Consider the following 22,370-nt stretch of genomic DNA (forward strand, 5'->3'; position numbering starts at 1 on the left):
CGTCGGGGAGACGATTCACAGGTCGCTGCCGCCGGTCGCGTCGACCGTGGTGCCCGTGACCCAGCGGGCGTCGTCGGAGGCGAGGAACGCGACCACTCCGGCCACATCCCCCGGCGTGCCCACCCGGCCCAGCGCCGCCCGGCCGGCCGACGCCGCCCAGGCCGCCTCGTCGCCGCGCAGCCAGTCCGCGTTCGTGTCGGTGTCGACGATCCCCGGCGCCACGTTGTTGACGGTGATCCCCCGTGGTCCGAGGTGCTTGGCCAGCGCCAGCGTGAAGGTCTCCAGCGCGCCCTTGGTCATCGCGTACGCGATCGCCTCGGGGAACGCGATCCTGGTCACTCCCGAGGTGACCGTCACGATCCGCCCGCCGTCGGGAATGCGCGGCAGCGCCCGCTGTGTGACGAAGAAGGCCGCCCGCGTGTTGACGGCGAACCCCTTGTCGTAGAGCTCCGGCGTCACCTCCTCGATCGTTCCCCGCACGGTGATCCCCGTGTTGTTGACGAGGATGTCGATCGGCGCGTCCGGTCCCAGCTCCCGGTCCAGTCCGGCGAACAGCTCGTCCACGTCGCCCGCCGCGCCCAGCTCGGCCCGGACCGCGAAGGCCCGGCCACCGGCGGCCTCGATCGCCGCCACCGTGTCCTTGGCCGCCGCCTCGTCCCTGGCGTAGTTCACCGCCACCAGCGCCCCGTCGGCCGCCAGCCGTTCGGCGATGCCACGCCCGATCCCCCTGCTCGCGCCCGTCACCAGCGCCGTCTTACCGCTCAGCACAGTCATGTCCGTCCCCTTTTTTATAGCGACCGCTACACAATAACACGACGTGTAGCGATCGCTATAAAATCGGCGCATGGGAAGAAACAGGGCGTTCGACCGGGACGTCGCGCTGGAACGGGCACTGGAGGAGTTCTGGCGGCGCGGCTACGAGGCGACCTCGGTCGCCGGGCTGACCGCGGCGATGGGGATCAACCCGCCCAGCCTCTACGCCGCCTTCGGGGACAAGCGCCGGCTGTTCGGCGAGGCCGTGCGCCGCTACCAGGAGACCCACGGCGCCTTCAGCTCCCGTGCCCTGGCCGGGGAGCCGACCGCGCGGGCGGCAGTCGAGCGCCTCCTCCGTGAGGCGGCGGAGGTCTACACCGACCCGGCACACCCACCCGGCTGCATGATCATCTCGGCGGGGGTGAACACGAGCGACGCCGCCGTGATCGAGGAACTACGCGGGCACCGCGAGGCGGGCAAGGCGGCGATCCGCCGCCGGATCGAGCGGGACGCCGAGGCCGGCCTCCTCCCGCCGCAGACCGACGCCCCCGCGCTCGCGACGTTCTTCGCCGCCGTCATCCAGGGCATGTCCACCCAGGCCAGGGACGGCGCAAGCCGGGCCGACCTCGAGGCGGTGGCGACGCTGGCGCTGCGCGCCTGGCCGTAGTCTGTCGGGCGTGATCGACGACATCTTCGTGGACGACGCCGTCACGGCACTCCGTCCGGACTTCGCCGTCCTGGTGATCTGCGCGTACGGCCTGCGCAACGGGCCGTCCGACGACCGTTCGCGGTCCTGGCTCGCCGACGCGGCGGCCCACGCCGTGCCGCTCGACGACGAGAGGATCGAGGCCTGGCGGGCGGCCTACCGTGCCTTCGGCGCCAAGCCGCAGCGCACCCGGCCGTCGGTCGACGCGCTGGTCCGCCGGATGCCGCTCCCCGAGATCAACCTGGTGGTGGACGCCTACAACGCCGTGTCCGTACGGCACGGCCTGCCGATCGGCGGCGAGGACCTGCGCCGCTACCAGGGCACCGCCCGGCTGGTGCGGGCCGCGGGCGACGAGCCCTCGGAGGAGGCGCTGGGCGACCCGGAGATCGGCGAGGTGGTGTGGCGCGACGACGCGGGCGTCACCTGCCGGCGGTGGAACTGGCGGCAGTGCGTCAGGACGAGGATCACCGAGGAGACGGTGGACGCGCTCTTCCTCCTGGAGCGCCTCGAACCGCTCTCTCTGGACGCGTTGGGTGCAGCGGGTGACGACCTCACGGGTATGCTGTCCGATATAGCTCCCAATATCCGGATCGAGTCGCGGCTCATCGGCTGACCAGTCGTTGTGACCAGAGGGTAAGGGACACCTCACCACCCAGACGGGCTATCCGCGCGTGACCTGTTTTATCGATCCTGGGAGGATGGGCCGGGACCTGCGACCCGCCGGGGCGCACGTCGGTGTGCGAGGCGAGTAGCCTTGGACAGGTTCACCAAACATCAACGCCGATCTGCGGAAGAGGGCGATTTCCGCCGTGTCGTCTGAGTCGTCGCGGACAAACCCGCTGGCAAGCTTTGGACAAAATGAGTGGCTTGTCGACGAGTTGTACCAGAAGTATCTCGAAGATCCCGAGTCTGTTGATCAGGCCTGGTGGCACTTCTTCGCTGACTACAACGGGACGGCCAAGCCCGCTCCGTCCAAGTCCGCCGGCGCCACAAACGGCGCGACCGCGACGGCCGCGCCCGAGGCTCCCGCTCCGGTGAGCCCGGCCCCGCAGACGGCGCCCCCGAAGCCGACGCCGCAGGCGAAGCCCGAGGCCAAGGCGCCCGCCAAGCAGCAGGCTCCGGCCCCGGCCGGAGCGGTCGAGGAGAAGCTGCGCGGCGCCGCCGCCCGCACGGCCGCCAACATGGAGGCCTCGCTGGTCGTTCCCACGGCCACGAGCGTCCGTGCGGTTCCCGCGAAGTTGCTGATCGACAACCGCATCGTCATCAACAACCACCTGTCCCGCGGCCGCGGCGGCAAGATCTCCTTCACCCACGTCATCGGGTACGCGATCGTCCAGGCGCTCAAGTCGATGCCTGAGATGAACTACTCGTACGGCGAGGTGGACGGCAAGCCGGTCCTCGTGAAGCCGGAGCACGTCGGGCTCGGCCTCGCGATCGACGTGCAGAAGAGCGACGGCTCCCGCCAGCTGCTGGTGCCTTCGATCAAGCAGGCCGAGACCATGGACTTCCGCCAGTTCTGGGTGGCGTACGAGGAGATCGTGCGCAAGGCCCGGGCGGGCAAGCTCGGCGTGGACGACTTCCAGGGCACCACGATCTCCCTCACGAACCCCGGCACGATCGGCACGGTCCACTCGGTGCCGCGCCTCATGCCCGGCCAGGGCACGATCATCGGCGTCGGCGCGATGGAGTACCCGGCGGAATACCAGGGCGCCTCGGAGGAGACGCTGTCCCGCCTGGCCATCAGCAAGGTGATGACCCTCACCTCCACCTACGACCACCGGATCATCCAGGGCGCCCAGTCGGGCGACTTCCTGCGCCGCATCCACCAGCTCCTGCTCGGCGCCGACGACTTCTACGACGAGATCTTCGAGTCGCTGCGCATCCCCTACGAGCCGGTCCGCTGGGTCAAGGACATCTCGGCCACCCACGACGACGACGTGGCCAAGTCCGCGCGCGTGCTGGAGCTCATCCACGCCTACCGGGTCCGCGGCCACCTCATGGCCGACACCGACCCGCTGGAGTACCGCCAGCGCAAGCACCCGGACCTCGACATCCAGTCGCACGGCCTGACGCTGTGGGACCTGGAGCGCGAGTTCCCGACGGGCGGCTTCGGCGGCAAGCCGCTGATGAAGCTGCGCGACATCCTCGGCGTGCTGCGCGACTCGTACTGCCGCACGATCGGCATCGAGTACATGCACATCCAGAACCCCGAGGAGCGGGCCTGGATCCAGGCGCGGGTGGAGCGGCCGCACTCCAAGCCCAGCCGCGAGGAGCAGCTGAACATCCTGCGCAGGCTCAACACCGCCGAGGCGTTCGAGACCTTCCTGCAGACCAAGTACGTCGGCCAGAAGCGGTTCTCGCTGGAGGGCGGCGAGTCGCTGATCCCGCTGCTCGACTCGGTGATCAGCTCCGCGGCGGCCGAGCGCCTCGACGAGGTCGTCATCGGCATGGCCCACCGCGGCCGGCTCAACGTCCTGGCCAACATCGTGGGCAAGTCGTACGCCCAGGTGTTCGGCGAGTTCGAGGGCAACATCGACCCGCGCAGCGCGCACGGCTCCGGCGACGTGAAGTACCACCTCGGCGCGAGCGGCGACTTCGTGGCGCCGGACGGCAACAAGATCAGCACGTCGGTGGTGGCCAACCCCTCGCACCTGGAGGCCGTCGACCCGGTCCTCGAGGGCGTGGTCCGGGCCAAGCAGGACCTGCTGGAGCGCGGCGAGGAGGGCTTCACCGTCCTGCCCGTGCTCGTCCACGGCGACGCGGCGTTCGCCGGCCAGGGCGTGGTCGCCGAGACCCTGCACCTGTCCCAGCTGCGCGGCTACCGCACCGGTGGCACCGTCCACATCGTGGTGAACAACCAGGTCGGCTTCACCACCTCGCCCGCCTCCTCGCGGTCGAGCGTGTACGCCACCGACGTCGCGCGCATGATCCAGGCGCCGATCTTCCACGTGAACGGCGACGACCCCGAGGCGGTCGTGCGGGTCGGCCGACTGGCCTACGAATACCGCCAGACGTTCCTCAAGGACGTCGTCATCGACCTGATCTGCTACCGGCGGCGCGGCCACAACGAGACCGACAATCCGGCGTTCACGCAGCCGCTGATGTACGACCTCATCGACGCCAAGCGCTCGACCCGCAAGCTGTACACCGAGGCCCTCATCGGCCGCGGCGACATCACGGTCGAGGAGGCCGAGCAGGCCCTGCGCGACTACCAGGAGCAGCTCGAGCGGGCCTTCACCGAGACTCGGGAGGCCACCAGGCAGCCGCTCCAGCCGGGCGCGGTCGTCCGGCCCGAGCCCGACGAGGTGATCCCGTGGTCGCACGAGGACACCAAGACGGCGATCTCGGAGGAGGTCGTCAAGCGAGTCATCGAGACCCAGCTCAACCTGCCCGAGGGCTTCACCGTCCACCCGCGTCTCGCCCCGGTGATCCAGCGCCGCGGCGCGATGATCACCGAGGACGCGATCGACTGGGCGACCGGCGAGCTGCTCGCGTTCGGCTCGCTGCTCATCGACGACCATCCGGTCCGCCTGGTCGGTCAGGACTCCCGCCGCGGCACCTTCGGCCAGCGCCACGCCGTACTGGTCGACCGGGTCACCGGCGAGGAGCACACCCCGCTGAAGACGTTCAACCACGGCACCACGAAGTTCTACGTGTACGACTCGCTGCTCAGCGAGTTCGCCGCGATGGGCTTCGAGTACGGCTACAGCGTGGTCCGCCCGGACGCCCTGGTCGCCTGGGAGGCGCAGTTCGGCGACTTCGCCAACGGCGCCCAGTCGATCATCGACGAGTTCATCTCGTCGGGCGAGCAGAAGTGGGGTCAGCGCTCCTCGGTCGTGCTGCTGCTGCCGCACGGCTACGAGGGCCAGGGACCTGACCACTCCTCCGGCCGCATCGAGCGCTACCTGCAGCTGTGCGCGCAGGACAACATGACGGTGGCGCAGCCGAGCACCCCGGCGAACTACTTCCACCTGCTGCGCTGGCAGGTGCTGTCGGAGCGGCGCAAGCCCCTCGTCATCTTCACGCCCAAGTCGCTGCTGCGGCTCAAGGCGGCGGCCTCGGCCACCTCGGAGTTCACCTCCGGCGCCTTCCGCCCGGTCATCGGCGACGCGACGGTGGACCCGTCGGCGGTCCGCAAGATCGTGGTCTGCTCGGGCAGGATCTACTACGACCTGCTCACGCGGCGCGAGAAGGACGGCAGGAAGGACGTGGCGCTGGTGCGCCTGGAGCGCATCTACCCGTTCCCGGAGAACCCGCTCAAGGCCGAGCTGGCCCGCTACGGCGCGGACGCGGAGCTGCTCTGGGCGCAGGACGAGCCCGTCAACATGGGCCCGTGGCCCTACCTCAGCCTGAAGATGGTGGAGAAGCCCGACCTGCTCGGGGGCCGCACCTTCCGCCGGGTCTCGCGTACGCCGAACTCCTCGCCGGCCGTCGGCTCCCACTCCAAGCACGACGAGGAACTGCACGCCATCCTGGGCGAGATCTTCGGCTGAGCGAAGATTCCACACCCACTGAGGAGGTCCCCCACGCCCGTGGGGGACCTTTCTCCATGATCAGGTCATTCACTGGAGCGAGGTATGTACTTCACCGACAGGGGGATCGAGGAGCTCGTCGAGCGCCGCGGCGAGGAGGAGGTCAGCGTGGGCTGGCTCGCGGAGCGGCTGCGCGAGTTCGTGGACCTCAACCCCGAGTTCGAGGTGCCCGTCGAGCGGCTGGCCACCTGGCTCGCGCGCCTCGACGAGGACGACTGACGAGGACGGGCGACGAGGACGGCCGGCGAGAGCGGTTCGGGAGGGCGGCTCGGGGCGAGAGTCAGAAGCCAGGGGAAACGCGATACATCTTGACTTCGCACAAACGAGATATATCTTGTTTGTGGATGGTTCGTCCGCGCGGGTGCCGACCCGCGCGGGCGCAGGACTTCGCGTGGAAGGGCCTGAGCGATGCCCCAATGGACGATCGACTCTCCCGGACGGCTCACGTTCGGAGAGGTCACCGCGCTCAACGTGCGCGTCGTGGCCGGTCGGCTGGCCGTGCTGGCCAGTGACGGCCCGCCGACCCTCGAGGTGACGGAGGTGGACGGCTCGCCGTTGGTGGTGACCCACGAGGACGACGGCCGCCTGACGGTCGCGTACAAGGACCTGACGTGGGACGGGATCCTGGGCTGGTTACGCCCGGGCCCGCGCAGGACCACGCTGACGCTGACCGTGCCGAAGACGTGTCCCGTGCAGGCCGGGGTCGTCTCCGCCTCCGCCGTCGTGGCGGGCCTGGAGGGGATCACCGGCACGAAGAGCGTGTCGGGGGAGATCGTCCTCGACGGCGTCAGCGGCGAAGTGCAGGCCGAGACGGTCTCGGGCTCGGTGGAGAGCCGCGGATTGGCCGGCGACCTGTCCTTCTCCAGCGTCTCCGGCGATCTCACCGTAGCCGCGGGCCGGCCGCGACGGCTGCGCGCGAACACGGTGTCCGGGCGCGTCACCGCCGACCTCGAACTGGAGCCCACCGGTCACGTCACGCTGCACAGCATGTCGGGCGCGATCGTCGTACGGCTGCCGCACGACGTGGACACCGACGTGTCCGTTCACTCGACCTCCGGCAGGATCGAGTCGGCCTTCCCCGAGTTGTACGTCACCTCGGCCCCGGGGGCCCGTTCGCTCAGCGGCCGGCTGGGCGGCGGCATGGCGTCCCTGTCGGCGACCACGGTGTCCGGCGCCGTCACCCTGCTCAGCGGCCAGCCCGCCGGCAGGCGAGAAGAGGAGAGAGCATGAGCGAGCGTAGCGAGCGAATCAGGGAACACAGCGTCTGGCGAATGCCGCTCCGAGCCGGAGGCGAGGAGGTGGCATGAGCGAGCGTAGCGAGCGAATCAGGGAACACAGCGTCTGGCGAATGCCGCTCCGAGCCGGAGGCGAGGAGGTGGCATGAGTCCCGTGTTCGGGCACGGCCGGTTGCGGCTGTACCTGCTGAAGCTGCTGGAGGAGAGCCCGCGGCACGGCTATGAGGTCATCCGGCTCCTGCAGGACCGTTTCCTCGGCGTCTACTCCCCCTCCCCCGGCACGATCTATCCCCGCCTCGCCCGGCTGGAGGACGAGGGCCTGGTCACCCACGAGGTCGTGGACGGCAAGAAGGTCTTCACGCTGACCGACAAGGGGCGGGCCGAGCTGAACGACCGGATGGACGAGCTCGCCGACCTGGAGCAGGAGATCACCGCCTCGGTCCAGGACATCGCGCGCGAGGTGAAGGAGGACGTACGGCAGACCGTGCGCTCCCTGCGCGAGGAGCTCACCCAGATGGCCAGGGACATCGGCCACGACAACCGAGACCTGCGGCGTGAGCAGAAGGAGGAGTGGCGGCGGCAGCGCGACCAGGCCAAGGAGGAGTGGCGCAGGCAGAAGGAGGAGTGGCGCCGCCACAAGCGCCAGTGGCAGGAGGAGAGCGAGCGCTGGCAGCACGAGTGGCGCCGGATCTGGGAGGAGTCCTGGGGGTTCGGCGACGGCCGGCAGGGCGGCCACGACGTCGCGCTCAGCCGGATGCTGGCCGACTTCGTCGCCGACGTCCACCAGTCCTCCAGCGCGGGCGTGCCCGACGAGCGGGCTCTGGCCGAGTGCCGGGCCGCCCTCGACGAGGCCGCCGAGCGCATCCGCCGAGCACTGCGTCCCTGAAGCCGGGCCCCTGAAACGGGGCCCTGAAGCCGGGCCGGCCCGTGACGTCCCCCACGAACACCACCGACCAGCGAGGAGCCGAGTTGAGCCCGTACGGCTGGCGCAATCCGTTCCTGCGCTCTCCCCTCCCCCCGCCGCCGTGCGCCCGGTCGGTCCGCGAGCCGGAACGGCCGGGCGACGACCGGAACCTCCACGGCGACCGGGCCTTCCGGCGCGACCGGCAGCGGGAGGGCGGCGACGAGAGCGCCGCCCGCCCCGCGCGGGCGCCCGTCAGAGCGTGAAGACCACCTTGCCGAAGACCTCGCCGCGGTGCATGGCGGCGAAGCCCTCCTCCGCCTCGGTCAGCGGCAGCACCCGGTCGATCGCCGGCCGCACGCCGGTCTGCTCCAGGAACACCGCGAGCCGCGCGAGCTGCTCGCGCGTCCCCATCGTGGATCCGATGATCGACTTCTGCAGGAAGTAGACCTGCGCGAGCTGCGTCGGGGCGACCATCCCGCTGGTCGCGCCGCAGGTGACGATCCGGCCACCCGGGCGCAGGGAACTGAGCGAGTGCTTCCAGGTGGCCTCGCCGACCGTCTCCATGACGGCGTCCACCCGCTCGGGCAGCCGCGCGCCCGTCTCGAAGACCCGGTCGGCGCCGAGCGTGAGGGCCCGTTCCCGCTTGTCCTGCGAGCGGCTGGTCGCCCAGACGCGGAAGCCGCCTGCCCGGCCGAGCGCGATCAGCGCGGTCGCCACGCCGCCACCGGCGCCCTGGACCAGGATGGTCGAGCCCGGCTCCAGCCCGGCCTTGTCGAAGAGCATGCGGTAGGCCGTCAGCCAGGCCGTGGGCAGGCAGGCGGCCTCCTCGAAGGAGATCGCCGCGGGCTTGGGCACCAGGTTGCGGCGGGGCACCGCGACCTTCTCCGCGAACGTCCCGTCGTACTTCTCCGACAGCAGCGAACGCGCCGGGTCGAGGGTCTCGTCGCCGTCGACGGGCGTGCCGATGACGGAGTGGACGATGACCTCGTTGCCGTCCTCGTCCACCCCCGCCGCGTCGCAGCCGAGCACGATCGGCAGCCGGTCCTGACTGATCCCCACGCCCTTGAGGGTCCACAGGTCGTGGTGGTTGAGCGCGGCGGCCCGGACCGTGACGGTCGTCCATCCCTCCGGTACGGCGGGCTCGGGGTGCTCCCCGAGCGTCAGGCCCTTGATCGGGTCGTCCGGATCGGTCTGTGTGGCGGTGACGGCGAACATGCCAGAACATTACTCCGGCCGTCGCACCGGCCCCGGACGACCCCCGCACGGCTCGCCGCCGGCGTCTTTGATACTCAGGGATATCAGTGGGAACAGAGCGCCAGAAATCAAACAAGACCCGTCAAGAATGGCCGTAAACCCGATGACGCCGCGACGCGACGCCCCACCGGAGTAGCGCCATGACCTGGCATTATGGCACTCATAACCACTCGCTATGGATAACAGATAGGGCAAAGTGCCGGTTGTTCTGGTTATATCCCCGACATTTCACAAGATCGGTCATTAATCTCGGAGCGTTTTCCTGAGGAATGGGACGCACCCTCACCGTCCCAGGGAAAGGAGCTCCATGATCCCCCGAGCACGGCGTCTGGCCGTTCCCCTCACCGGCGCGCTCCTCGCGGCCGGCGTGGTCGGCGCCACCCCTGCCACCTCCTCGGCTGCGACCGGCGCGACCGCGGCGATCGCGGCGGCACTGGCCGCCCCGGGCGAGGTGACCGCCAAGGCCGCGCCCCAGACCCCCGCGGAGGCAGTCGCCTTCTGGTCGCCGCAGCGGTTGCGGGCGGCCAAGGACTACACCGAGGAACTCGGCAACTCCGTCAAGGGCTTCGGCAAGGCCGGCGACGCCACCCCGGACGGCAAGGCGGGCACGGTCCCGCCGGCCGGCGCCGCCAGGAGCGGGGCCGGCGGTTCCGGCAAGATCAGCAAGCAGGTCAACCTGCCCCGCACCGTCGGCCGCGTGTTCTTCACCCTGCCGGGCAAGAACCCCCTGGACCCGAAGAGCTGGAAGTACTGCTCCGGCACCTCCGTGCAGGGCCACTACCGCAACGTCGTCGCGACGGCCGGGCACTGCGTCTACGACCCGGTGACCAACCAGTTCTACGACAACTGGGTGTTCATCCCGTCGTACTGGGACGGGGACCAGGCATGGGAGGGGAAGGCGCCGTACGGCATCTACCCGGCGAAGTGGTTCCAGACGCACGACGATTTCGTGGTCAGGGAGGACTACGACTACGACTACGCGTTCGTGAACGTGTCGTCGGGCTTCACACTCACGCCGAAGAAGGACGGGGACGTCACCCACTACGTACGCACCCCGGCCGGCCGCCTCGGCGACAATGTGGGCGGCCAGGGCTTCACCTGGAACCGCAGCACCAAGGTCAAGGTGTTCGCGTTCGGCTATCCCGCCGGGCCGCACCCCGACGGCGACCGCCCCTTCACCGGGCGGACCATGAAGTGGTGCTATGGCCAGTCGGCTCCGATGCCGGCCGTGCCGAAGTACGACATTCAGGAGCACCTGGGGTTCAGCTGCGGCATGACCTCCGGCGCCAGCGGCGGCCCGTGGCTGATGGGTTACAAGAGCGCGACCCGCACGGGCTACCTGAACGGCATCAGCAGCGTGGCGTGGGACAGCGACGGCAACGACCGGTACGACCGGATCTCCTCGCCGTACTTCAACGGCGAGACCTACGACGTCTACGCGGTGGCCGCCAACCGGTGGACACAGTGAAAGTGGCGGCGCGGACCTGACCGCACGGCCGTCCGGTCAGGCAGGGGGCCCGGCGGACGTCCCGCCGGGCCCCCTGGTTGTCACAGCTCTCCCATGCACCTTTACGTTCCCTGTACGCCGCGTGCGGTCGACTATCCCTGTCAGAAGTCGAACAGCGCCCCGGCGGCCGACCGCTTCTCACAGTCGTTGCCGAAGGTGCGCCGGAACTGGAAGTACTTCCCGTCCCAGATGCCGCTGGCGGTGACCGTGACAGGTGCGTAGATCATCGTGCAGGGCTCGGCCGCGTTCACCCGCAGAGCGCCCGGGTCGACGCCCGTCCTGTTCAGCCATGCGCACGCCTTGTCCGCCGAAGGGTGCGAGCCGCCCACCGGAGCGCAGTTCAGGAAGACCGACCGCGCCGGCGGCTCCGCCTGCTCGCCGTCCGCGACGGTCAGGATCACCGCCCGCACCTTTGCGGCCGGCGGCCGGGACGCCCGCAGGGCGACCTCGGGCGGCGGCGGAGCCGGCAAGGTGTCCGCCCGTGCCGGGGCGGTCGTCCCGCCGGCGCCGGAGGCGCCCGGTTGAGCCCATGCCTGGGCAGAGGGGCCGGCGGCCAGCGCCGCACCGGCCAGTAGGACAAGCAGCGGTTTCATGCGATCCCCCCGTTTCCGCTGGTGACCAGCGTTCTCATGGGAGACCCTCGAGGCAAGCGTCCACTCCGGACCCCACCGGAAACGTGGCGTACCACAGATCACATCGGTTCCGCTCGAATCATAACGAGCTGGACAAGAAGGTGTGCCACAACCGTATGGATCTGGAAAAATCACCCCTTACTGACCATATCTCCGCCCTGAGAGGCTCACGGTGACCAGGAAGCTGACACTCGCCGCCGGTGGCGTCGCCGCCGCCGCGAGTGCGGTCGCCGTGCTGTGGAGCCAGGGACCGGCCGTTCCCGCGACCGCCGCGTCCCGCGCGGCCACGACGACGATCTCCGCCGTGATCGGCGTCGACAGGAACGGGGTCAGCGCCTTCCCCCTCGCCCCCAGCCAGGCGGACGAGGAGCGGGTGGCGGCGTACTGGAGCCCCGAGCGGCTCAAGCAGGCGAGCAGCTACGTGCCGAGCACGAAGCCGTCGCCCTCCACCAAGAGCACGACCTCAGCGGCCGAGGTGGGCCCGGGGGATTCGAAGACGCGCACGGGGGCGCCGCGCGCCGCGACACCTCCGCCTGTGGCCTCCCCGCCGATGGTGGGCAAGGTGTTCTTCAAGGTCGGCGACAAGGAGTACTGGTGCTCCGCCTCCGCGGTGCACTCCTCCCACCGCAACCTCGTCGCCACCGCCGGGCACTGCGCGTACGCGCTGTCGCAGGACAAACCGGTGCAGAACTGGGTCTTCATCCCCGGCTACCACGACGGTGTGGCCCCCTCCGGCATCTTCGTCGGCCACACGCTCTACATGCAGGAGGACTTCGCCGGCCAGGGCGACTTCGACCGCGACTACGCCTTCGTGACCGTGCACCGCGGCTTCTCCTGGCAGCCGTACGTGGAGAACGGCAGGCTCAAGTACCGCTCCGTCGACGTGGGCCGCCTGGAGGACAAGGCCGGCGCCTTCCGCTTCGCCTCCGGCAAGCCGCTCGGACGACCGACCCACGTCTTCGGCTACCCCGCGGGGGCCAACCCCGACGGCAGCCGCCCGTACACCGGTCAGACGGTGAAGTCCTGCGACGGCACCACCGAGAAGAAGTTCGTCAGCGCGCCGACCTGGCAGCTCGAACACGGGGTGCGGCTGCCGGGCTGCCCGTTCACCGCCGGCGCGAGCGGCGGCCCGTGGGTGATCGGCTACAACGCCGCCACGCGGACCGGCTACCTCACCGGGATCACCAGCCTGACCTGGAACCTCAGCGGCGGCGGGCGTCTCGACGCCGTCTCCACGCCCTACTTCAACCATTTGACCCAGCGGGTGTACACCGAGGCGAGCAAGCAGGGCACGGGCTGACCTCTCCCGCTCGGCGAGCCGAAAATGTGAGTTGCGTCACATCGCCACCCCCTCCCCGGCTGCGCCGAGTGCTCGATTTGACACAGAAGGCGTCCGAGTGGACCTGCACTGATCTTCCGGTGCGCCCTCGACCTTGACAAGCACTGTTGAGAATCACGGAAAAGTCACGTGAGCGAGGGGCCTGAAAGCACGTAAAACACGGATAAAAGCGAGAGGTACTGTCTTTACTAGCCCTTTACTGACGGGTGGGACGCATGTGGCGTGCCACGACAGCACCTGGAGATTCATGAACACGCGAGTCAAGCGCCTGATCCTCCCCATCGGGGGCGTGGCCGTGGCCGGCCTCGTGGGGGCCACGATGGCGGTCCCGGCTCAGGCCGCCGGTGACACGGCCCACGACACCCTGGCGGGCAGCGGCCTCGCCGCGAAGAACGTCATCGCCTACTGGCTCAACCAGAAGGCCAGCAACCTGGTCAACGCCACTCCGTACGGGTACGAGAGCCAGGTCAGCGCCAAGCACATCTCGACCGGCGGGCCGTCCGCCGACAGCAAGCCCGGCACCGTCCCGGCCACCGGCGGTGGGAAGTCCGGCGGCACCCTGAAGAACGTGAACCTGCCGCGCACCACCGGCAAGGTCTTCTTCCGCGGTGCCGACCACCGGCCGCACTGGTGCAGCGCGACCTCCGTCCAGTCGAAGTACGGCAACCTGGTCGCCACAGCCGGGCACTGCGTCTACGACACCAAGTCCAACCGGGCCACCATGGACCGCTGGGTCTTCATCCCCGGCTACTACCAGGGCAAGGCGCCGTGGGGCATCTACGTCGGCAAGACGGCCTACACCCACTACGACTTCGACGTCTACGAGGACGGCGACCGCGACTACGCCTTCGTGACCGTCTACAACGGCATCAAGGCGGGGCGCGGCGGCGACCTGCGCAACGTCGCCGAGTGGAACTGGAAGCAGGTCGACAGGAAGACCTACCTCAGCTACGACCGCTTCATCCGCAGGAGCAAGGGCGGCAAGTACTACGTCGTCAAGTTCACCGACGTCGGCCGGCTCGAGAGCAACGTCGGCGGGCAGGGCCTCGCCTACAACCAGAAGGTCGGCAGCTCGGTCTACGTGTTCGGCTACCCGAGCGGGTCGCACCCGGACGGCAACCACGCCTTCACCGGCCAGACCCTCAAGTGGTCGTACGGCAAGACCTTCGCCGCCAAGGCCCCCTCGGTCAAGGGCGAGGAGCTCGTGGGCGTCAAGTCGTCCTTCACCGGTGAGGGCTCCTCGGGCTCGTCGTGGCTGCTGAGGTACAGCAGCGCCAAGCGGCTCGGCTACCTGAACGGCGTCACCAGCGGCGTGTCCGACACCGACGGCAACCAGCGGATCGACACCAGCGTCTCCCCGTACTTCGACGGCGAGACCTACGGCGTCTACAAGGCCGCCGCCAACAACTGGTCCGGCTCCATCGCCTGAGTCGCGGATACCTCGGCGCCGGTCCGCGAGTGGCATGCTGAGTGGACGGCGATCACGAGGAGAACAGCGATGACCCACCCTTCCGGTACGCGGCCCGCCTTCCGGCGCACCCCCCTGAACGCGGAGGAAAGGGCGCGCAGCGAGATCACCTTCTCACAGCTCGTCGCCGAACACCTCGTCACGCAGGGGCGGTTCAGGATCACCGCGGACAGCCCGGAGATGGTGGATCTGTGGCAGACGGTCGCCCGCAGGGTGGGTGAGGCGCTGCGACGGCCGGTGGTCAGCTACGCCAACGGCCGGGACATCGTCATCACGTTCGCCCAGGAGGCCCCGGGTCTCACGCCACAGGCCTGAGCACCCCCCAGGAAGTGCCCCGTCGCGCCGCGGCGGGGCACTTCGGCGTTCCGGGGAGAACCACGCGCCGTCCGCGTTGTTTTCCCGACTTGATCCCCATCGCTGTATGTTCCTCGCAGCCCATTCACGTGTGGGGCGCGGGAGACGTTCCACAGCAAGGAGATCCGGTTGAAGCGCATCCTCCTCCCCCCGCTGTGGGGTGCGGCGGCGACGGCCGCGTTGCTCGTCGGCGGGACGGCGGTGCCCGCTCACGCCTACGAGATCACCGTGACGACGCCCCTCGTCTCCGGCGCGAAGGTGGCCTCCGTGATCGCCTACTGGCTCAGGGACGGCGGACGCCCCCTCGCGGCGGCGACCCCCGCGTCCGCGCCGGCCGGGATCGACGCCACTCCCGTCACGGCCGAGGGCAGCGCTCCCGGCGGCGTACGGGGCGTGGTGCCCGCCTCGGCCGGAGTCAGACGGGCCGCCGGCCCGTCCAAGAACGTCAACCTGCCGAGGACGACGGGCAAGGTCTTCTTCGTCGGCTCGGACGGCCGCCCCCACTGGTGCGTGGGCACGTCCGTACAGTCCGATCATCGCAATCTCGTGGCGACGGCCGGGCACTGCGTGTACGCGACGAGGCCCACAGCGGAGGCCGCGGGAGAGTCCACCGCGACGCCCTACCGATACTGGATCTTCATTCCGGGGTACGCCGGCGGCGGCACGCCCTGGGGCGTCTACGCCGGCGACCGGGCCTTCGCCCACAGCGACTTCACCAGGTATGGCGACCTGGACCGCGACTACGCGTTCGTCAGCGTCCACGCCGGCGTGCTGCCCAAGCGCGTCACGCTGCGGGACGCGGCGCAGTTCGCGGGATTCTCCGCCGGGCCGAAGTACCGCACGGCCACCGGCTACACCGGCGTCAGGCTGCTTTCCGCGGGGCGTCTCGGCGACAAGGTCGGCGGGCAGGGCCTCGCCTACAACTTGCCGGTCGACCGGCCGCTCTCGATCTTCGGCTACCCGATGGGAACCGCCGAGGGCCCCGCGAGCGGGCGCACCCGGCTCACCCGGGCGTACGGCAAGCCCTTCCTGGCCCAGGACCTGTCCAGGAGGGCGAACGAACTGGTCGCCGTGCGCTCGGCCTTCACCGCCGCCTCCGGGTCGCCGTGGCTGGCCGCCTACCGCGGCGTACGCGGTCTGGGGTACCTGAACGGCCTGACGATCGGCCTCTCCGGCCCGGGGACCGGCCTGTCGCCGTACTTCGACGGAGAACTGTTCCAGGTCTACAACGCGGCACGGCGAGCGGGCTGACGGTCGGCGTCCGCTCAGACGCCGACCGCCTCCCTGCTCATGCTCTCCCTGCCCGCGCTCTCCCTGTTCCCCGCGCGGCCCCGGCCGCGCTCCAGCAGCTCCGCCACCCGCGGTTGCGCGGCGTACGGTGCGAACCGGCGGCACATGTCCGCCACGTACGTCCGGGTGCGCGCCGACTGGATGTTCTCGGCCAGATCGAGGGCCGACGACGCCGCCTGGCACGCCTCCTCCAGTTCGCCCTCCTGGATGAGCGCCGTCGCGAGCAGCGAGAGGTTGAACATCTTGCCGCGCACATAACGCCCGTCCATCACCAGCGAGCGCCGGGCCTGCCGTACGGCCCGCGCCCCGTCGCCGAGGTCGCGCAGGCAGTGGGCCGACTTCGCGGCCAGGTAGGCCTCGTCGAAGTAGCCGATCCAGCCGGGCTCGTTCTGGGGCCTGCGCCTGTCGAAGGCGACCTCGGCCTCGTGCAGCGCGCCGCCGCACGCCGTGCGCTCCCCGAGCAGGGCCAGGGCGTGCGCCTCCAGCACCCGGGCCTCGGCCAGCAACGTGGCGACCCCCGAGCGCCGGGCCGCCGCGACGGCCGCCCTGGCCAGCTCCAGCCCGTGCCGGGGATGCCCGATGTAGACGGCCTGGTGGCTCATCCCGGCGAGGATCTCGCCGCACAGGGCGTGGTCGCCCGCGCCGCGCGCCAGGCCGAGCGCCTGGATCAGGTAGCGCTGGGCCAGCCCGTGCTGCTCCAGGTCGTAGGCCATCCATCCCGCCAGCCGGGTCAGCTCGGCCGCCGCGGTCGCCAGCGAGCGCCCGGTGGCCTCGCCGTACGCGCCCTCGCGCAGCAGCGGCGTCACGGCGGTGTGCAGGTAGCGCACGACCGGGCCGCGGATGCTGCCGCCGCCGAACCGGTTGTCCAGCTCGCCGAACGACCGGGTGACCTCGCGTATCGCGGCCACGTCGGAGGGCCCGACCCGGCGCGGCCCGTTCGCGGAGAGCCGCTCCCCGTCGGGGGCCGCCAGCCAGCGGACGATGCCCGCCGAACCCGCCCCCAGGGCGAAGGTGGAGTCGAGCAGGAACCTGCGCCGCTCGACGTCGGCCCTCCACAGTGCTGTCACGCTTGCCACACCCTCCTCCCACGAATGGGGGAACTCCTGTCCCAGATCGGCGGGGACCGTTCCGCGCGGCATGCCGATGTCCTCCCTGGACACCTGCCGCCCCAACCGCAGCGAGAAGATCTCGGCCAGCAGGCCGGGAACCGGTTCGCGCGGACGGCGGCCGCCGATCCAGCGCAGCACGGAACCGTGGTCGTACCGCATCCCCAGCAGCCCCCGGGCCGAGCCGAGACCGTTGAGCCGGCGGGCCAGGCCCTTGCGGGACAGTCCGGCTTCGGTGAGGTGCTGCTGGAGCAGGCGGTTGGGGTCACGTCGCATCGCTCTCCAACCGGGACAGGCAATAGCCGAGTTGGTTACGGAGAGCTTTCTTTATAGCACTAACCGTGAGGACCTAAAGGGATTCCCAAATGTTTGACGGCACTGGCAAGGAGACCGACAAGGAAAGACGAAGGGCCGCGTACCGCGCCTGTCACGCGGTGCGCGGCCCTTCCGGGTCCGTGCCTACGTCCCGTGCCTGCAGGAGGACGACTACTTGCGGGCGACGCCGTCCTCCCGGGCCTGCCGGGCGACGGCGGCGATCACCGCGGGGGCGACCCGGGCGTCGAACGGCGAGGGGATGACGTAGCTCTCGGCGACGTCGTCTCCGACCACGGCCGCCAGCGCGTCCGCGGCCGCCACCTTCATGTTCTCCGTGATCGTCGTGGCGCGGACGTCGAGCGCGCCGCGGAAGACCCCGGGGAAGGCCAGCACGTTGTTGATCTGGTTGGGGTAGTCGGACCGACCGGTGGCGACCACCCGGGCGTGCCGGCCCGCCACCGCGGGGTCCACCTCCGGGTTGGGGTTGGACAGCGCGAACACGATCGAGTCCGGCGCCATCGCCGCGATGGCCTGCTCCGAGACCGTCGACCCGGACAGGCCGACGAACACGTCGGCGCCGGCGAGCGCCTGCTCGGTCGACCCGGACAGGCCGGCCGTGTTGGTGTCGCGGGCCAGCGCCCGCTTGACCGGGTTCAGGTCCTCGCGGCCGGCGTGGATGACGCCCTTGGAGTCGGAGACCGCGATGTCGCCGATCCCGGCGTTCAGCAGGATCCGCGAGACCGCGACGCCGGAGGCGCCGGCGCCGGCCACCACCGCGCGCAGGTCGCCGAGGGACCGCCCGGTGAGGCGGGCCGCGTTGCGCAGCGCGGCGAGGACCACGATCGCGGTGCCGTGCTGGTCGTCGTGGAAGACGGGGATGTCGAGCAGCGCCCGCAGGCGCTCCTCCACCTCGAAGCAGCGGGGGGCGCTGATGTCCTCCAGGTTGATGCCGCCGAACGACGGCGCGAGCCTGACCACGGTCTCGACGATCGCGTCCACGTCGGTGCAGTCGATGCAGATCGGCACGGCGTCGACGTCGGCGAACTGCTTGAACAGCAGGGCCTTGCCCTCCATCACGGGCATGGCCGCGGCCGGCCCGATGTCGCCGAGCCCCAGGACGGCGGTGCCGTCGGAGACCACGGCCACGACGTTGGAGACCCAGGTGTAGTCGTTGACCAGGTCAGGGTTGTCGGCGATGGCGGTGCAGACGCGGGCGACCCCCGGCGTGTACGCGAGCGACAGGTCGTCGGCGTCGCGGACCGGGACGGTGGAGCGGACCTCCAGCTTGCCGCCGCGGTGCAGCGCGAAAGCGGGATCCAGGTCGAGAGATTCCAAGGAAACAGGTGTAACGGTCACAGCGACCCCAGTGTCGAAAGGACGAGTTCCTTCGGTAGACGCCGTCAAGAGAACGAGAGCCCTGGCTTCGGTAGCCGCCGGAGGCCGTCGTCGTTGACGGTCGTCTCTTGAGGGGGGTACGGGGGTCACCCGTTCCCTGATTGTGCCACACGAAGTGACAACCGCCCCTGCCCGATCGGGTCACACATCGTTGCACCTTCAGGTGTTCCCCCAGGCCATCGGGCGTGTAATACTCGGCATTGCCAGTGATCTCTTACGTACTTGGGCGCCCCAGTGGACTTGACGTCTTACGCCGAGCTGGCCGTTCAGCTGGTCAACATGGGCGACGAACTCAAAAACCCCTTCTCCCTGCGAGCCCTGCTTGAGGAGACGGGCCGTACGGAGGCGGCCGCCCGCCTCACCCGCCGTGACATCGACGCGCTGTGCGAGCTGCGCGACGAGCTCGCGGAGGTCTTCGCGTCCGCCGCCGCGGGCGACGACGTGGATGTGGTCGAGCGGCTCAACGGGCTGCTGGTCCGCCATCCCGTGCATCCGCAGATCTCCGGGCACGACGGCCAGCCCTGGCACCTGCACCTGACCGAGGGCGGCCGGGTCGCCGACGCCCTCGCGGTCGGGTCGGTCATGGGTCTGGCCAGCGTCGTGACCCGGCTCGGCGTGGACCGGCTCGGCATCTGCCAGGCGACGCCGTGCCGCAACGCCTACCTCGACACCTCCTCCAACCGGTCGCGCCGCTACTGCTCCGAGCGGTGCGCCAGCCGGGCCAACGTGGCCGCCTACCGGGCGCGCAAGCGGGGCGCCTGACCCGGGCCGTCCGGAAGGGCGGTCAGGCGGCCGGCGCGGGGAACCGCAGCGCGGGCCGGGGCCAGTAACGCAGCACGACCCTGCCGACGACGTCCTCCTCCGGCAGGGCGCCGAAGTCCCAGCTGTCGCGGCGCCCGGGGGCCGACTGGTTGTCGCTTTCCAGCCACCAGCCGTCGCCGGTGAGCCGGAAGGCCCGCTTGACGATCAGCCCGTGCGGCCGCCTCGCGACCACCACGTCGCCCGGGCGGACGGGAGCGCCGAGCCGTACCAGCAGCCAGTCTCCCGGCCGCAACGCGGGCAGCATCGAGTCGCCGGAGACACACACGGCGGTGAGCACATCCCCCTCCGCACAGTGATTTCGAGACGAGTAAGGTCGGTCCTGGAACAGTGCTGTCACCAGCATTCCTAAGGAAGGATTCCGATGCTCGCACGACTGCTGCGACCCCGGCACGAGGCGTCCGCCCACTGCGACCTGCCGTGCGGGGTCTACGACCCGGCACAGGCCCGCATCGAGGCCGAGTCGGTGAAGGCGATCATTAAGAAGTACGCCGACAACGACGACCCGGTCTTCAGGACCCGGGCGCTGCTCATCAAGGAACAGCGGGCCGAGCTGGTCAAGCATCACCTGTGGGTGCTGTGGACCGACTACTTCAAGCCCCCGCACCTGGAGCAGTACCCCCAGCTTCACCAGCTCTTCTGGGACGCCACGAAGCTCGCCGGCGCCGCCGGTGCCAAGGGCACCGTCGACCCCGCCCTGGCCGACGACCTCCTCGCGAAGATCGACGAGATCGCCAAGATCTTCTGGGAGACCAAGGCCGCCTGAGCCTGGGGAACTCGGGCCCCGCACGGCCTCCACGGCCGCGCGGGGCCAGATCATCCCAAGGCCCATACAAACTCCATATTCGGTTGTACGGAATTTACGTGCAGTTACCTCCAAGGAACGCCACAATCAGCGCGTCCAGCCGGGGCAGCACCGCGCGAGTGGCGGTAGGTTGCAGTCAGCGGCACTCAGCCGGCTGAAGGGGCGAGGAGGAACGTGACCGAGGAAACCGAGACGCCTGCGGTGGATCTGACCGGGATTCGCGATGCTGTGAGTGTCCGGCTGCCCGCCGTGAGCGCCTACCTGTCCGTGCTGCGCACGGCAACCGCCGGGCTCGCCGCACGGCTCGACTTCACCCTCGACCAGATCGAGGACCTGCGCATCGCCGTCGACGAGGCGTGCGCCATGTTGCTGCGGCACGCCGTGCCCGGGACGGACCTCCTCGCGGAGTTCGAACTCACGGGCCAGGAGATGACGGTTCGCGTCGAGGTCAACACGCTCGGAGTCAGCTCGCCCAACCGGGAGGACTTCGCCTGGATGGTGCTGACCGCGCTGGCCGACGACGTGGACGCCATCTCCGACCACGCCGACCATCTGGCGATCGTGCTGCGTAAGCGCCGGAGCACGGCGAGGCCGTCGTGATGACGGAAAGGACGAGTGCGATGACCTCCGGCGACTCGGCGGTGCCGGACCGCGTACGCGCGCGCACACTCTTCGCCGAGCTGTCGGAGCTCCCGCCGGACGACCCGAGGCGCCAGCGCATCCGCGACGAGCTGGTGGAGCTCCACCTGCCACTGGTGGAATACCTGGCCCGCCGCTTCCGCAACCGGGGCGAGTGGCTCGACGACCTCACGCAGGTCGCCACGATCGGTCTGATCAAGTCGATCGACCGTTTCGACCTCGCCCGCGGCGTGGAGTTCTCCACGTACGCCACCCCGACCATCGTCGGCGAGATCAAGCGGCACTTCCGCGACAAGGGCTGGGCGGTCCGCGTGCCGCGCCGCCTGCAGGAGCTGAAGCTCTCGCTCACCAAGGCGATAAGCGAGCTGTCGCAGCGGGAGAGCCGGGCGCCCACGGTCGCCGAACTCGCCGCCCACCTGGGCATGAGCGAGGAGGAGGTCCTGGAGGGCCTGGAGTCGGCGAACGCCTACTCCACCGTGTCGCTCGACGCTCCGGACTCCGGCGACGACGACGCTCCCGCCGTGTCCGACTCGCTCGGCATCGTCGACGAGTCGCTGGAGGGCGTGGAATACCGCGAGTCGCTCAAGCCGCTGCTGGAGCGCCTGCCGCCGCGCGAGAAGCGGATCCTGCTGCTGCGTTTCTTCGGCAACATGACGCAGTCGCAGATCGCGACCGAGCTGGGGATCTCGCAGATGCACGTGTCCCGGCTGCTCGCCCGGACCCTGGCCCAGCTCCGCGAGGGCCTCACCGCCGAGGACTGATCGTCCGGCCCGGGCGGCCCGGGACGATCGGAGAAGGACGACCGCGACGCCGCGTTCCCCCCGGCGGCGCCCGGTCAGTAGCCGGCGTCCGGTGTCCTGGTGTCTGCTCAGCGCGCGCCGTCCTCGCCCATGAGGGCGTGGGTGGAGGCCGGCGCGAGCAGCGCGACCAGGGCGACCGCCGCCGCGGCGATGAGCGGGACGCCGAACGCGTACTGCGCCGACTGGATGAGGCTGATCGCGACCGGAAGCGCGAATATCTGCGTCACCACGGCCGGGCCCCGGCTCCAGCGCAGCACCTGCCACACGCCCCAGCCCACCCAGAGCAGCAGGGCGCCGCCGAGCAGGCCGAATCCGGCCACCGCGATGCTGGTGACCAAGTCGGTGGGTTTGCCGATCACGGTCTCGACGCCGACGTAACCGCCCAGGGCGAGGGCGAGCAGGCCCTCCGCGGCCAGGACGGCGGCGGCCACGGTCAGTGTGCCGGGGCGGCCGACGGAACTGCTGATCACACCGCCCAACCCTACCCGCAGATACGTGCGCCTCTTCGGGTGCCTCG

23 protein-coding genes are annotated in these 22,370 nt (G+C 70.2%); 16 read left to right on the top strand and 7 right to left on the bottom strand.

All coding sequences use genetic code 11. The features are described from left to right. Positions 1-15 precede the first annotated feature (15 nt). Positions 16-774 (bottom strand): SDR family oxidoreductase, encoded by a 759-nt coding sequence (locus tag IL992_RS40950; protein ID WP_193208676.1) that lies wholly within the window; start codon positions 772-774, stop codon positions 16-18. A gap of 70 nt (positions 775-844) precedes the next feature. On the opposite strand from IL992_RS40950, the gene IL992_RS40955 reads away from it, so the two are divergent. From IL992_RS40955 to IL992_RS40985, 7 genes are all read left to right on the top strand, one after another. Next, positions 845-1,420 carry a TetR/AcrR family transcriptional regulator gene (locus tag IL992_RS40955; RefSeq protein WP_193208677.1) on the top strand — a complete coding sequence of 192 codons (576 nt, stop codon included), beginning with the start codon at positions 845-847 and terminating at the stop codon, positions 1,418-1,420. 10 nt (positions 1,421-1,430) lie between these two features. Next, positions 1,431-2,072 (top strand): B3/B4 domain-containing protein, encoded by a 642-nt coding sequence (locus IL992_RS40960; protein WP_193208678.1) that lies wholly within the window; start codon positions 1,431-1,433, stop codon positions 2,070-2,072. Between the two features lie 196 nt (positions 2,073-2,268). Further along, complete coding sequence (locus IL992_RS40965; protein ID WP_193208679.1) at positions 2,269-5,952, top strand: multifunctional oxoglutarate decarboxylase/oxoglutarate dehydrogenase thiamine pyrophosphate-binding subunit/dihydrolipoyllysine-residue succinyltransferase subunit; 3,684 nt, start codon at positions 2,269-2,271, stop codon at positions 5,950-5,952. Positions 5,953-6,036: 84 nt separating this feature from the next. Next, complete coding sequence (locus tag IL992_RS40970) at positions 6,037-6,210, top strand: DUF6104 family protein (RefSeq protein WP_167530605.1); 174 nt, start codon at positions 6,037-6,039, stop codon at positions 6,208-6,210. A 189-nt stretch (positions 6,211-6,399) separates the two neighbouring features. Next, the gene (locus tag IL992_RS40975; RefSeq protein WP_193208680.1) at positions 6,400-7,221 is read left to right on the top strand and encodes a DUF4097 family beta strand repeat-containing protein; all 822 of its coding nucleotides are present in this window, start codon (positions 6,400-6,402) and stop codon (positions 7,219-7,221) included. A 150-nt stretch (positions 7,222-7,371) separates the two neighbouring features. Next, positions 7,372-8,112 (top strand): helix-turn-helix transcriptional regulator, encoded by a 741-nt coding sequence (locus tag IL992_RS40980; RefSeq protein WP_193208681.1) that lies wholly within the window; start codon positions 7,372-7,374, stop codon positions 8,110-8,112. A gap of 41 nt (positions 8,113-8,153) precedes the next feature. Beyond that, entirely contained in the window at positions 8,154-8,393 is a 240-nt protein-coding gene (locus IL992_RS40985; protein ID WP_193208682.1) for a hypothetical protein, read from the top strand. Here IL992_RS40985 and IL992_RS40990 read toward each other — a convergent pair. Then, complete coding sequence (locus IL992_RS40990; protein ID WP_193208683.1) at positions 8,383-9,345, bottom strand: zinc-binding dehydrogenase; 963 nt, start codon at positions 9,343-9,345, stop codon at positions 8,383-8,385. The two genes, IL992_RS40985 and IL992_RS40990, sit on opposite strands and share 11 nt — an antisense overlap. A 346-nt stretch (positions 9,346-9,691) precedes the next feature. On the opposite strand from IL992_RS40990, the gene IL992_RS40995 reads away from it, so the two are divergent. Continuing rightward, a complete protein-coding gene (locus IL992_RS40995) occupies positions 9,692-10,852 on the top strand; it encodes a trypsin-like serine peptidase (RefSeq protein WP_193208684.1) in 1,161 nt (386 codons plus the stop codon). Between the two features lie 140 nt (positions 10,853-10,992). Here IL992_RS40995 and IL992_RS41000 read toward each other — a convergent pair whose 3' ends face one another. Next, complete coding sequence (locus tag IL992_RS41000; protein WP_193208685.1) at positions 10,993-11,484, bottom strand: SSI family serine proteinase inhibitor; 492 nt, start codon at positions 11,482-11,484, stop codon at positions 10,993-10,995. A 211-nt stretch (positions 11,485-11,695) separates the two neighbouring features. Here IL992_RS41000 and IL992_RS41005 point away from each other — a divergent pair, with 211 nt between their 5' ends. The 4 genes from IL992_RS41005 (at position 11,696) to IL992_RS41020 (ending at position 15,935) form a co-directional block, all read left to right on the top strand. Next, positions 11,696-12,823: a trypsin-like serine peptidase gene (locus IL992_RS41005; protein WP_193208686.1), complete on the top strand. Its 1,128-nt coding sequence runs from the start codon at positions 11,696-11,698 to the stop codon at positions 12,821-12,823. A 286-nt stretch (positions 12,824-13,109) separates the two neighbouring features. Next, positions 13,110-14,291, top strand: coding sequence for a trypsin-like serine peptidase (locus IL992_RS41010; protein ID WP_193208687.1), 1,182 nt, complete (start codon positions 13,110-13,112; stop codon positions 14,289-14,291). 69 nt (positions 14,292-14,360) lie between these two features. Then, positions 14,361-14,645, top strand: a complete 285-nt coding sequence (locus IL992_RS41015; protein WP_193208688.1) for a hypothetical protein — start codon at positions 14,361-14,363, stop codon at positions 14,643-14,645. Positions 14,646-14,813: 168 nt separating this feature from the next. Further along, the gene (locus IL992_RS41020; protein WP_226874717.1) at positions 14,814-15,935 is read left to right on the top strand and encodes a trypsin-like serine peptidase; all 1,122 of its coding nucleotides are present in this window, start codon (positions 14,814-14,816) and stop codon (positions 15,933-15,935) included. 14 nt (positions 15,936-15,949) lie between these two features. On the opposite strand, the gene IL992_RS41025 is transcribed toward IL992_RS41020, so the two are convergent. Next, the gene (locus tag IL992_RS41025) at positions 15,950-17,356 is read right to left on the bottom strand and encodes a hypothetical protein (protein WP_226874718.1); all 1,407 of its coding nucleotides are present in this window, start codon (positions 17,354-17,356) and stop codon (positions 15,950-15,952) included. Positions 17,357-17,566: 210 nt separating this feature from the next. Further along, positions 17,567-18,730 carry an NAD(P)-dependent malic enzyme gene (locus IL992_RS41030; RefSeq protein WP_226874719.1) on the bottom strand — a complete coding sequence of 388 codons (1,164 nt, stop codon included), beginning with the start codon at positions 18,728-18,730 and terminating at the stop codon, positions 17,567-17,569. Positions 18,731-19,024: 294 nt separating this feature from the next. Here IL992_RS41030 and IL992_RS41035 point away from each other — a divergent pair, with 294 nt between their 5' ends. Continuing rightward, positions 19,025-19,552 carry a CGNR zinc finger domain-containing protein gene (locus tag IL992_RS41035; protein WP_193208690.1) on the top strand — a complete coding sequence of 176 codons (528 nt, stop codon included), beginning with the start codon at positions 19,025-19,027 and terminating at the stop codon, positions 19,550-19,552. 22 nt (positions 19,553-19,574) lie between these two features. On the opposite strand, the gene IL992_RS41040 is transcribed toward IL992_RS41035, so the two are convergent. Next, on the bottom strand, positions 19,575-19,889 hold the full coding sequence (locus IL992_RS41040; protein WP_319019150.1) for a S24 family peptidase: 315 nt from the start codon (positions 19,887-19,889) through the stop codon (positions 19,575-19,577). A gap of 84 nt (positions 19,890-19,973) precedes the next feature. On the opposite strand from IL992_RS41040, the gene sodN reads away from it, so the two are divergent. From sodN to IL992_RS41055, 3 genes are all read left to right on the top strand, one after another. Further along, positions 19,974-20,375, top strand: a complete 402-nt coding sequence (gene sodN, locus IL992_RS41045; protein ID WP_079316288.1) for a superoxide dismutase, Ni — start codon at positions 19,974-19,976, stop codon at positions 20,373-20,375. 213 nt (positions 20,376-20,588) lie between these two features. Further along, positions 20,589-21,014: an ATP-binding protein gene (locus tag IL992_RS41050; RefSeq protein WP_079316287.1), complete on the top strand. Its 426-nt coding sequence runs from the start codon at positions 20,589-20,591 to the stop codon at positions 21,012-21,014. After that, positions 21,014-21,814 (top strand): RNA polymerase sigma factor SigF, encoded by an 801-nt coding sequence (locus tag IL992_RS41055; protein ID WP_139580371.1) that lies wholly within the window; start codon positions 21,014-21,016, stop codon positions 21,812-21,814. Before IL992_RS41050 ends, IL992_RS41055 begins: the two co-directional genes overlap by 1 nt. A 107-nt stretch (positions 21,815-21,921) precedes the next feature. On the opposite strand, the gene IL992_RS41060 is transcribed toward IL992_RS41055, so the two are convergent. Continuing rightward, a complete protein-coding gene (locus IL992_RS41060; RefSeq protein ID WP_319019152.1) occupies positions 21,922-22,323 on the bottom strand; it encodes a hypothetical protein in 402 nt (133 codons plus the stop codon). Between the last annotated feature and the right edge of the window lie 47 nt (positions 22,324-22,370).

The sequence above is a fragment of the Microbispora sitophila genome (assembly GCF_014892245.1).
Lineage (GTDB): Bacteria > Actinomycetota > Actinomycetes > Streptosporangiales > Streptosporangiaceae > Microbispora > Microbispora siamensis.